Source organism: Streptomyces lycii (assembly GCF_009735685.1).
In the GTDB taxonomy this organism is placed as follows: Bacteria; Actinomycetota; Actinomycetes; order Streptomycetales; family Streptomycetaceae; genus Streptomyces; species Streptomyces lycii.
Window position 1 is genome coordinate 23,956 of sequence record NZ_WHPN01000324.1, and the last position, 11,522, is coordinate 35,477.

6 protein-coding genes are annotated in these 11,522 nt (G+C 73.0%); 4 read left to right on the forward strand and 2 right to left on the reverse strand.

Features of this window, described 5'->3' with window-relative positions:
• Positions 1–268 precede the first annotated feature (268 nt).
• Positions 269–1,573 (reverse strand): lytic transglycosylase domain-containing protein, encoded by a 1,305-nt coding sequence (locus GCU69_RS20235; RefSeq protein WP_098751393.1) that lies wholly within the window; start codon positions 1,571–1,573, stop codon positions 269–271.
• Positions 1,574–2,320: 747 nt separating this feature from the next.
• Here GCU69_RS20235 and GCU69_RS20240 point away from each other — a divergent pair.
• Positions 2,321–3,292, forward strand: coding sequence for a DUF4184 family protein (locus GCU69_RS20240; protein WP_098751394.1), 972 nt, complete (start codon positions 2,321–2,323; stop codon positions 3,290–3,292).
• A 138-nt stretch (positions 3,293–3,430) separates the two neighbouring features.
• Here GCU69_RS20240 and polA read toward each other — a convergent pair whose 3' ends face one another.
• Positions 3,431–6,184, reverse strand: a complete 2,754-nt coding sequence (polA, locus tag GCU69_RS20245) for a DNA polymerase I (protein WP_408055825.1) — start codon at positions 6,182–6,184, stop codon at positions 3,431–3,433.
• A 295-nt stretch (positions 6,185–6,479) separates the two neighbouring features.
• On the opposite strand from polA, the gene GCU69_RS20250 reads away from it, so the two are divergent.
• The 3 genes from GCU69_RS20250 (at position 6,480) to GCU69_RS20260 (ending at position 11,464) form a co-directional block, all read left to right on the forward strand.
• On the forward strand, positions 6,480–8,771 hold the full coding sequence (locus tag GCU69_RS20250) for an FdhF/YdeP family oxidoreductase (protein WP_156206810.1): 2,292 nt from the start codon (positions 6,480–6,482) through the stop codon (positions 8,769–8,771).
• A 488-nt stretch (positions 8,772–9,259) separates the two neighbouring features.
• Positions 9,260–9,721, forward strand: coding sequence for a PaaI family thioesterase (locus tag GCU69_RS20255; protein ID WP_098751397.1), 462 nt, complete (start codon positions 9,260–9,262; stop codon positions 9,719–9,721).
• A 504-nt stretch (positions 9,722–10,225) separates the two neighbouring features.
• Positions 10,226–11,464 (forward strand): branched-chain amino acid ABC transporter substrate-binding protein, encoded by a 1,239-nt coding sequence (locus tag GCU69_RS20260; protein WP_098751398.1) that lies wholly within the window; start codon positions 10,226–10,228, stop codon positions 11,462–11,464.
• The last annotated feature ends 58 nt before the right edge of the window (positions 11,465–11,522 follow it).

Sequence of the window (11,522 nt, forward strand, 5' to 3'; positions counted from 1 at the left end):
CGGAGCGGCTGCCCCCGGCCTCACGCGTCCGTCCGGCGCGGGAGGCGCACGGAGGCGCCGGACGGACGGAGGCGCCGGACGGACGGACACGGTGCAACGACCGGTGAGCGGACGCGGTGGAACGACCCAATGGGCGTACCCGGTGGACAGGCGGACCGCCGGGCGGGTCGACGCGGTGACAGGCCGGCCGGTGACAGCCGGTGCCAGGTCAGCCGGTGTCAGCCGGTGTCAGGTCAGCCGGTGCCAGGTCAGCCGGTGTCAGCCGGTGTCAGGTCAGCCGGGCCGCCGCGGCGCCGATCGCCGTGCCGCTGCTGGTCGGCTCGGGCTGCGGCTCCTCCGCCTCGGCACCGCCGTCCTCACCCGCGCCGTCCTCGTCCTCGCCACAGGGGCTCTCGGTCGGCTCGCCGTCGTCGGGGCTGCCCGAGGATTCGCTGGGAGAGGGGGTGGGCGACGCGCTGTCGTCGGCGCTCTCGCTCGGGGAGGCCGATCCGCTCGGGCACTCGCTCCCGGTCGGCGACGGGTCGCCGGGCTCGGACTCGCCGCCGGTGGGCTCGTCCGTGGGCCTGTCGCCGGTCTTCGTGGGCCGGGGCTTGCCGGGGCCGGACGAGGAACCGGACGTCGGCTCGATCTGGCCCCCGATGCTGGCCGTCGGGCCCTCCGGGTCCATGATCACATCCTGTGGCCCCTTGCCCTTGCCCTTCGGACCGGAGCCGCCCTTGCCGGAGCTTCCCTTTTCGCCACCGCCGCCCGACGGGTCGCCCCCCGCGCCCGGGGTGTTCGGCAGGACGCCCGTGCCGTCGGGCACCTCGTGCGTGCCCTTGCGGTAGAACTCCAGCCAGGACAGAACGGTGTTCAGATACTCCCTCGAGTGGTTGTAGCCGAGGATCGCCTCGTCGAGGTCCGCCTTCTTCGACAGGTCCCGGCCGCCCGCGCACAGATAGCGGCCCGCTCCGAGCGCGGCGTCGTAGATGTTGTTCGGGTCCTTCGCGCCGTCGTTGTTGCCGTCGGCGCCCCACCGTGCCCAGGTGGAGGGGATGAACTGCATCGGCCCGACGGCACGGTCGTAGGCGGTGTCGTTGTCGTACAGGCCGCCGTCGGTGTCGCGGATGCTGGCGAAGCCGTTGCCGTTGAGCTGCGGGCCGAGGATCGGCTTGAGCGTGGTGCCCTCGGCGTCGACGGCTCCACCGCGCGCCTGTCCGGACTCCACCTTCCCGATCGCGGCGAGCAGTTCCCAGGGCAGGTTGCAGCCCGGGTCGCTGTCGGCGAGCGCGGCTTCCGCCTTCTTGTACGCGGCCAGGACCGTGGCCGGAATGCCAGATTCGACATCACCGCCGAGCCCGGGCAGGTCTATGGAGGCGTCCGGGTCCCCCGGGGTCTGCAGCGGTGGCAGGTCCGTGTGGTAGGGCGAACCTCCGTCGATCGGATGGTCGTCGGACGGCGAACCGGCAGCCCGGCCCCGGTCGTCGACCAGCAGATCCGGCGCCTGGGAGGCGGTGAGTGCCGCCATGGCGACCGCCGCGACAGCCGTCGTGGCGGCTCCCCGTCGCAGCCTCCGGCCGAATTGCGCTGCCATACGTCCGTTCCTCCCTTGGACCAGGAGCGAGGTCCGCCGCTCACCTGACATCGTCCGCGCGCGCCGTGCGCTGCCGCCCGGTCGCCCGCGCGACAACTGCGGCGACACTACGACAACTTCTGGCCTCCAGTCACCGGACAGCCCCCGCTTTCGGCCGCATTCACACGGCTCTGTTACGGAGCGGCCGGAAACGGCACCGGGCCGGGGCTTCCGCGGGAGCCCCGGCGGCAGCCGTACCGCACGGCGGGGCGGAACGACTGCGGACCGGCGCCGCGGGGCGACCGCCAACCGGCCGCGGAGCAGTCGCGGGACCGGTCGCCGACCGAGTACGGCCCCCGTACGGACGGGCGGCACGGACCGCCACGAACCGGCAGCGGACCAGCCGCCGACCCACCGCCGACCGAGTACGGCCCCGGTACGGACGGGCGCCACGGACCGCCACGAACCGGCAGCGGACCGGCTGCAAACCCGCCGCCGACCCGCCGCCGACCGGCTCGGGCCGGGCGCGGACCCGGTTGCGCATCGCCTGCGCCACCACCGCGGATCTGCCGCTGACCTGCCACGGGGCCGGCCACTGCCCTGCCACTCGTCTGCCACTCGTCTGCCACGGACCGGCCCGGCAGCCGCCCCGCCGCGCTGCGTCCCGCTCCGTGCCGGGGGACTCCCCGCCCCGCGCCCGAGGGGCGGGGAGTCCCCGGCACGGAGCGGCATACTGGTCCGCGTCGACCGCAGCCGGACCGGGGGATCATGCCGTTCACACTGAGCCACGCGGCCGCCGTGCTGCCCGCTGTCCGGCGGGACGGGCGGGGCCGCGGCAGTCTCGTCCCGTCGGCGCTGGTCGCCGGATCGTTCTCGCCCGACGCGACGTACTACGCCGACTCCGTGCTGCCCGGCGCGATGGCCTTCGGCTCGGTCACCCACTCCCCGTACGGGGTGCTGACCGTGGACGTCCTCGTCACGGCCGCTCTCGTGGGCTGCTGGCTGCTGCTGCGGGATCCGCTGATCGCACTGGTGCCGGGGGCGGAACGGCGGTCGCGGTGCTACGAGTTGCTGCGCGGCGGGAGCCTGCGGGGGCGGCCGGTGGCCGGGCTGGTGCTGTGGTTCTGGGTGTCGGCGGCGATCGGGGCGACGACCCACGTCCTGTGGGACGCGTTCACACATCTGGACCGCTGGGGGACGCGGCTGCTGCCCGTGCTCACCGAGTTCGTGGCGGGCTTCCCGCTCTACTACTACGCCCAGTACGGCGGATCGGCGCTGGCGTTGCTGCTGATCGCGCACTTTCTGTTCACCGCCGTGCGGCGGATGCCGGGCGTCTCGGCCGTGCCCCGCCCGGTGTCGTGGCTGACGCCCCGCGGCCGGACGGCCGCCTGGGCGCTGCTCGGGATGTGCGCCGCCGCCGGGGCCGTGCACCGCTGTGTCCGGCTCCACGAGGCCACCGGGTGGCGCGTCAATTTCGTCAACTACACGCCACCCGCGATGTTCGGGGCGGGGGTCGGGCTGGCGACTGGGCTGGGGCTGTACGCGCTGTGGCTCCGTCTGCGGGCGGCCCGTTCGACCGGCCACGACGGTGCCGCGCACCCTGACCACGCCGGCAGCGCCGGAGCAGCGGGAGCCACGGACGGCCCCGGCGGCTCCGGCGGCCCGGGGGCTCGGCCGGCCGGAGCCCCCGGAGCGACGCCGACGGAGGAGCACCGACGGGACGGCCGGGCCGCCGTCTGACGGGGATCCGGCCGACGCCGGACCCGCCTCACCGGCCGGGACCGGACCCGGCTCACCCGTCCGGCGCCCGACCGCCCCGGGCCTGCGCCCGCCCCGGGCCGCAGGTCCCGGCCGCACGCCCGGGCCGACGGCCGGACGTCAGTGCGCGGCCGACTCCCAGTCCTTGCCGAAGCCGATCGAGACGTCCAGCGGGGCGCGCAACTGCGCCGCGCCCGCCATCTCCCGGCGGACCAGCTCCTCCACCGGCGCCCGCTCGCCGGGCGCGACCTCCAGCACGATCTCGTCGTGCACCTGGAGCAGCATCCGGGAGGTCAGCTTCTCCTTCTCCAGGGCTTCGCCGACCCGCAGCATTGCGATCTTCACGATGTCGGCGGCGGTGCCCTGGATCGGCGCGTTGAGCGCCATCCGCTCGGCGGCCTCGCGGCGCTGGCGGTTGTCGCTGTTGAGGTCCGGCAGATAGCGGCGGCGGCCGAGGATGGTCTCGGTGTAGCCGGTGGCCCGGGCCTCCTCGACGACTCGGTGCAGATAGTCGCGGACCCCGCCGAACCGCTCGAAGTAGGTGTCCATCAGCCGGCGGGACTCGGCCGCCTCGATGTTCAGCTGCTGGGAGAGGCCGAAGGCGGACAGTCCGTAGGCGAGGCCGTAGGACATGGCCTTGATCTTGCGGCGCATCTCCGGGTCCACCTGGGCCTTCGGGACGCCGAAGACCTGGGAGGCGACCGTGTCGTGCAGGTCCTCCCCGGAGGTGAACGCCTCGATCAGCCCCTCGTCCTCGGAGAGATGAGCCATCACCCGCAGCTCGATCTGGCTGTAGTCGGCCGTGAGGAGCGACTCGAATCCCTCGCCGACGACGAAGCCGCGGCGGATGGCGCGGCCCTCGTCGGTGCGCACCGGGATGTTCTGCAGGTTCGGGTCGGTGGAGGAGAGCCGGCCGGTGGCGGCGACCGTCTGGTTGAAGCTGGTGTGGATGCGGCCGTCGGGGGCGATGGTCTTGACGAGTCCCTCGACGGTGGACCGCAGCCGGGCCTGCTCGCGATGCCGGAGCATGATCACGGGCAGTTCGTGGTCGGTCTGCTCGGCGAGCCAGGCGAGGGCGTCGGCGTCGGTGGTGTAGCCGGTCTTGGTCTTCTTGGTCTTGGGCAGGCCGAGTTCGCCGAAGAAGACCTCCTGGAGCTGCTTGGGCGAGCCGAGGTTGAACTCGTGGCCCACCGCGTCGTGCGCCTCCTTCACGGCCTGCTGCACGGCGCCCGCGAACTGCTGCTCCATCCGGTCCAGCCAGCCGCGGTCGGCGGCGATGCCGTGCCGCTCCATGCGGGCCAGCAGGGCCGAGACCGGCAGCTCCATGTCGCGGAGCAGCCCGGCCGCGCCGACGTCCTCCAGCCGCCCGTCCAGCGTCTCGCCGAGGTCGAGGATCGTCCGGGCCTGCGTCATCAGGGCGTCCCGCTCGGCCTCCTCGTCGGCGCCGAGGGCCAGCTGGCCGCTGTCGGAGGCCGCCGGGGCCAGCTCGCGGCCGAGGTACTCCAGGGACAGGGCGTCCAGGTCGAAGGTGCGGCGGCCGGGCTTCACCAGATAGGCGGCCAGGGCGGTGTCCATGGTGACGCCGGCGACGGTCCAGCCGTGCTCGGCGAAGACCCGCATGGACTCCTTCGCCTTGTGCATGACCTTGGGCCGGTCCGGGTCCGCGATCCACCCGGCGAAGGCCCGCTCGTCGGCCTCGTCCAGCTCCGTGGGGTCGAACCAGGCGGCGGGGCCGGATGCCTCGGCCAGCGCGATCTCGCTGACGCTGCCGCTGCCGAGCGCCCATCCGGCGACCGAGGCGACACCGAGCGGCGCTCCGCCGTGCCGCTCGAGCCAGGGCGCGAGCTGTCCCGCGCCGAGGACCGTGCCGTCCACCTCCACCCCCGCTGCGGGAGCGGCCGGGGCCTCCTCCTCCGCGCCCGGGTCGACGGCCAGCAGCCGCTCCCGCAGGCTCGGATTGCGGATCTCCAGGGCGTCCAGCAGCACGGCCATGGCCGTGCGGTCGTACGGCAGACGGGTCAGGCCCTCCGGGCCCGTCGGCAGCTCGACGTCCTTTATCATCCCGGTCAGCCGGTGGTTGAGCTTGACGGACTCCAGGTGGTCGCGGAGATTCTGCCCCGCCTTGCCCTTGACCTCGTCGGCCCGCGCCGCCAGCTCCTCGAACGAACCGAACTGGTTGATCCACTTCGCGGCCGTCTTCTCGCCGACACCGGGGATGCCCGGCAGATTGTCCGACGGGTCCCCGCGCAGCGCCGCGAAGTCCGGATACTGCGCCGGGGTCAGGCCGTACTTCTCCTGCACCTTGGCGGGGGTGAAGCGGGTCAGCTCCGAGACGCCCTTCGTGGGGTAGAGCACCGTCACATGATCGCTGACGAGCTGGAACGAGTCCCGGTCGCCGGTGACGATCAGCACCTCGTACCCCGCCGCCTCCGCCTGCGTGGCGAGCGTGGCGATGACGTCGTCCGCCTCGAAGCCGTCCACCGCGAAGCGCGTGACCTTCATGGTGTCGAGCAGCTCGCCGATCAGCTCGACCTGGCCCTTGAACTCGTCCGGGGTCTTGGAGCGGTTCGCCTTGTACTCCGGGAACTCCTCGGAGCGCCAGGTCTTCCGCGAGACGTCGAAGGCGACGGCGAAATGCGTCGGCTGCTCGTCACGCAGGGTGTTCGCCAGCATTGAGGCGAAGCCGTAGACGGCGTTCGTCGGCTGGCCGGAGCTGGTGGTGAAATTCTCGGCGGGCAGCGCGAAGAACGCCCGGTACGCCAGGGAATGCCCGTCCATGAGCATCAGCCGGGGACGGGAGGCGTCACCCCCGCTCCCCTGCTTCCCGGCGGTCGCGGTCGCTGCGGTCTTCTTCGATGCTGCTGTCTCTGCCACGCCCACGATCCTGCCACGCCCCACTGACACTCCCGGACGACACGCGATCCGCCGCCGGCACCGCCGCGCCCCGCGCCGCCGCCCGGCGGGCCGCGCCGCCGCATCCGGCGGGCCGCGTGCTCCCGTACACCCCCGGCGGGCTCTCCCGTCCCGCACCCGCACACCCCGCAGCCCCGGCCCCCCGCACCCCTCACCCCTCGCCCCGCACCCTGCGGGCCGCACGGCCCCTCCCCCGTTGTCCGTGCCCCGTGCGATGATCCCGCCAGGCAGTACGCACCACCCGAGGGAGAGCGCCATGGCTGGCAAGCCGCCCGCAAGCGACCCGGTCCAGGACGCGCCGGAGGTCACCCCTCCGCCGCACGCCGCCGCCGGTCTCTCCGCCGTCGGCCACAGCCTGCGCATGGCGACCCGGCAGATGGGCGTCCGCCGCACCGCCCTCACCCTGCTCCGGGTCAACCAGAAAGAGGGCTTCGACTGCCCCGGCTGCGCCTGGCCCGAGGGCGACGAGCGGCACACCGCCGAGTTCTGCGAGAACGGCGCCAAGGCCGTCGCCGAGGAGGCCACGCTCCGCCGCGTCACCGACGAGTTCTTCGCCGCCCACCCCGTCGCGGACCTGGCGGAGCGCAGCGGCTACTGGCTCGGCCAGCAGGGCCGCCTCACCCGGCCGATGTATCTCGCGGAGGGCGCCGACAGGTACGAGCCGGTGTCCTGGGAGCGGGCCTTCGACATCGTCGCCGACGAGCTGCGCGCCCTGGAGTCCCCGGACGAGGCCGTCTTCTACACCTCCGGGCGCACCAGCAACGAGGCCGCCTTCCTCTACCAGCTGTTCGCCCGCGAGTTCGGCACCAACAACCTCCCCGATTGTTCCAACATGTGCCACGAGTCGTCCGGCTCGGCCCTCACCGAGACCCTCGGCGTCGGCAAGGGCAGCGTGCTGCTGGAGGACCTGCACCGGGCGGATCTGATCATCGTCGCCGGTCAGAACCCGGGCACCAACCATCCCCGGATGCTGTCCGCGCTGGAGCGGGCCAAGGCCGGCGGCGCCCGCATCATCACCGTCAACCCGCTGCCCGAGGCCGGCCTGGAGCGGTTCAAGAACCCGCAGACGCCGCGCGGCCTCGCCGGCCGGGGCACCGCCCTCACCGACCTCTTCCTGCAGATCCGGCTCGGCGGGGACCAGGCCCTGTTCCGCGCCCTGGGCAGGCTGATCCTGGAAGCGGGCGCGACGGACGAGGACGCCGTCGACCGGGAGTTCATCGACCGGCACACCCACGGCTTCGAGGAGTACGCCGCAGCCGCCCGGGCCACCGACTGGGACGAGACGCTGCGCGCCACCGGCCTGCGGCGCTCCGAGATCGAGGCGGCGCTGCGCATGGTCCTCGGCTCCCGCCGCGTCGTGGTCTGCTGGGCCATGGGCCTCACCCAGCACAAGCACTCCGTGCCCACCATCCGCGAAGTCGTCAACTTCCTGCTGCTGCGCGGCAACATCGGCCGCCCCGGCGCCGGTGTCTGCCCGGTCCGCGGGCACAGCAACGTGCAGGGCGACCGCACCATGGGCATCTTCGAGCGTCCCGCCCCCGCCTTCCTCGACGCCCTGGAGCGCGAGTTCGGCTTCGCGCCCCCGCGCCATCACGGCCTGGACGTCGTACGGTCCATCCGCGCCCTGCGCGACGGCGGGGCCAAGGTCTTCTTCGCCATGGGCGGCAACTTCGTCTCCGCCTCGCCCGACACCGCGGTCACCGAGGCCGCCGTGCGCCGCGCCCGGCTGACCGTGCACGTCTCCACCAAGCTCAACCGCTCCCATGTGGTCACCGGGGCCCGCGCCCTGATCCTCCCCACGCTCGGCCGCACCGAGCGGGACACCCAGGCCGCCGGGGACCAGTTCGTCACCGTCGAGGACTCGATGGGCATGGTGCACGCCTCCCGCGGACGGCTGGAGCCCGCGAGCCCGCATCTGCTCTCGGAGACCGCCATCGTCTGCCGTCTCGCGCGCCGCGTCCTCGGCACGGCGAGCCGCACCCCCTGGGAGGAGTTCGAGCGGGACTACCGCCTGATCCGGGAGCGCGTCTCCCGGGTCGTGCCCGGATTCGAGGACTTCGAGGCCAAGGTCGCGCGCCCCGGCGGCTTCACCCTGCCGCACGCGCCCCGCGACAGCCGCAGCTTCCCCACCGCCACCGGCAAGGCCAACTTCACCGCCGCCCCCGTCGAGCATCCCGAGGTGCCGGAGGGCCGGCTGCTGCTCCAGACGCTGCGCTCGCACGACCAGTACAACACCACGGTCTACGGCCTCGACGACCGCTACCGCGGCATCAAGGGCGGCCGCCGCGTCGTCCTCGTCCACCCGGACGACGCCACCGCGCTCGGCCTGCCCGACGGCTCCTACACCGATCTGGTGAGCGAATGGCGGGACGGCACCGAGCGGCGGGCCCCCGGTTTCCGCGTCGTGCACTACCCCACCGCCCGGGGCTGCGCCGCCGCCTACTACCCGGAGACGAACGTCCTGGTCCCGCTCGACTCGACCGCCGACACCAGCAACACCCCGGCCAGCAAGTCCGTGGTCGTGCGGCTCGAACCCGCCGGCGCCTGACCGACCGCCCCGCACCGCGGGGCACCTCCGCCGCACCGCGGCCCCTCCGCCGCGCGGGGCACTCCGGCCGCGCGGGGCACTCCGGCCGCGCGGGGCACCTCCGGCCGCGACGGGCGGTGACCCCCGCGGCGGGAGCCTTTCCGCGCCCGCGCGTGAGCTGCCCAACCCGCGCGTGAGCTGCCCTGCCTCGCGCGGCGGGCCGGCCCGTGCTCCGCCCGCTCTCCCCGTCTCTGTCTGTCTCCCTGCGCAGCGCGGTCCCTCCCGCGCCCGCGTGGCCTGCCGCCTGAGGGATGTCGGCCTCGGCACGGTGCGGCGTCTCTCCCGCGCCCGCGCGTGGCCTGCCGCCGCGGGCCCGGCCGTCGGCGCCGGATCCACGGGCCCGCGCCCGCCGCGCGTGACCCCCGGCACTGCGCGCGGGCGATGAACGGTGCACACTACAGCGACATCGAGCTGATCACGTTCCACCGAACCGACAGGAGCCGCGCCCCATGGGTGAGCAGCACAGCACCACGTTCTCCCAGGAAACCCTGGACCTGTACGCCGGGCTCGGCATCGACCTGGACACCCTGTTCTCCGCCGGGCACCTCGGCGCCCGGATGGGCCTGGAGATGATCGAGGCCTCCGCCGAACGCGTCGTCGGCACCCTCCCCGTCGAGGGCAACACGCAGCCGTACGGACTGCTGCACGGCGGTGCCTCCGCCGTGCTCGCGGAGACCCTCGGCTCGGTCGGCGCCATGCTGCACGGCGGTCCGGGGAAGCTGGCCGTCGGTGTGGACCTCAACTGCACGCACCACCGCGGTGTCCGCTCGGGGCTCGTCAAGGGCACCGCCACCCCCGTCCACCGGGGCCGCTCCACCGCCACGTACGAGATCGTGATCACCGACGAGCAGGAGCGGCGGGTGTGCACCGCCCGGCTGACCTGCATGCTGAAGGACGCCCCCGCGAGCTGACCCGCGGAGCGATTCGCCGAGCGTCCCGGGCCGCACCTCGCCCCGGTTCGCCCCTTTCCGCCCGGGACGCCGGAATCGTTTTCCCTGCCGTAACACTGCGTGACAAACGGGCCGTGCCGTACCCCGGGGTGACCACCGCGCACCGCCCGGCCCTGGATCCGCACCCGTGCCGGGTCCGCTATCCGAACCCGCTCCGCCCGGCCCTCCGCCCGCCCCGGGGCGGAACTGCGCGTTTGCGCGCGCCGCCGCGTCCGCTGCCCGGCCGGCCGCCCGCCCGCCGTCACGACGGCCCCCGCATTCCCGCCCCCAGGGGTACCTGTCATAACAAGACAGTCACATCATCGTCTGCCCCTCTGCCCGGGCGCAGCTCATCGCCATATATTCACCGCCAGTTACCGCGCCGCCGGGCGTGAACACCGCACGTCACCCAGTACCACCCCGTACGGCCCGGCGCGCGACACGGCCACTCAAGCGAGAAGGCCGCGCCAGGGGAAAGGACAGATCGTGCGTCACCGTTCCTTGCTCGTTCTCACCACCGCGGTCACCGCGGGGGCACTCACACTCTCCGCCTGCGGATCGCGCGACGACAGCGGAAATGGCGGCGGCGACGGCAACACCACTGTCGTGATCGGCGTGGACGCCCCGCTCACCGGCAAACTCTCCGCGCTGGGCCAGGGCATCAAGAACTCCGCCGAACTGGCCATGAAGACGGCCAACAAGAACAAGGAAGTCGAAGGCGTCACCTTCAAGATGGTGGCCCTCGACGACGTCTCCCAGCCCGGCACCGGCCAGCAGAACGCCAACAAGATCATCGACAACGACGACGCGATCGCCGGCATCGGCCCGCTGAACTCCAACGTCGCCCCGCCCATGCAGAAGGCGTTCGACAACGCCGGCATGGCCCTCGTCTCCCCCGCCAACACCGCCCCCGAACTCACCCAGGGCAAGGACTGGCGCACCGGCGACCTCAAGCGCCCCTTCGACACGTACTTCCGCACCTCGACCACGGACGCCATCCAGGGCCCGTACGCCGCGCAGTACATGTACGAGGAGAAGAAGCTCAAGAAGGTCTTCGTCATCGACGACAAGAAGACCTACGGAGCGGGCCTCGCGGGCACCTTCAAGGAAGCCTTCGAAAAGCTCGGCGGCGAAATCGTCGGCACCGACCACGTCAACCCCGACGACACCGACTTCTCCGCGATCGCCACCAAGGTCAGCAACAGCGACGCCGAATTCGTCTACTACGGCGGCGAATACCCGGCCGGCGCCCCGCTCTCCGACCAGATCAAGAAGGCCGGCGCCAAGATTCCCGTCGTCGGCGGCGACGCCCTCTACAGCGGCGAGTACATCAAGCTCGCCAAGGACAACTCCGAAGGCGACTTCGCCAGCTCAGTCGGCGCGCCCCTGGAAACCCTCGACACCGCCAAGCAGTTCATGAAGGACTACGAGGCGGCCGGATACGACACCCCCTACGAGGCCTACGGCGGCTACTCCTACGACAGCGCCTGGGCCGTCATCCAGGCCGTCAAGGCCGTCGTCGAGGACAACGACGGCAAGCTTCCCGAGGACATGAAGGAAGCCCGCGCCGCGGTCGTCAAGGCCCTCCAGGACGTCAGCTTCGAAGGCGTCAGCGGCAAGGTCGCGTTCGACGAGTACGGCGACACCACCAACAAGCAGCTCTCCCTCTACGAGGTCAAGGACGGCGCCCACGAGCCGGTCGCGACCGGCGAGTACAAGGGCTGACCCACCGGGGCCGTATCCCGAACCGGCCCCACCGCCCCACCACAGCCGCGCGGGGGCG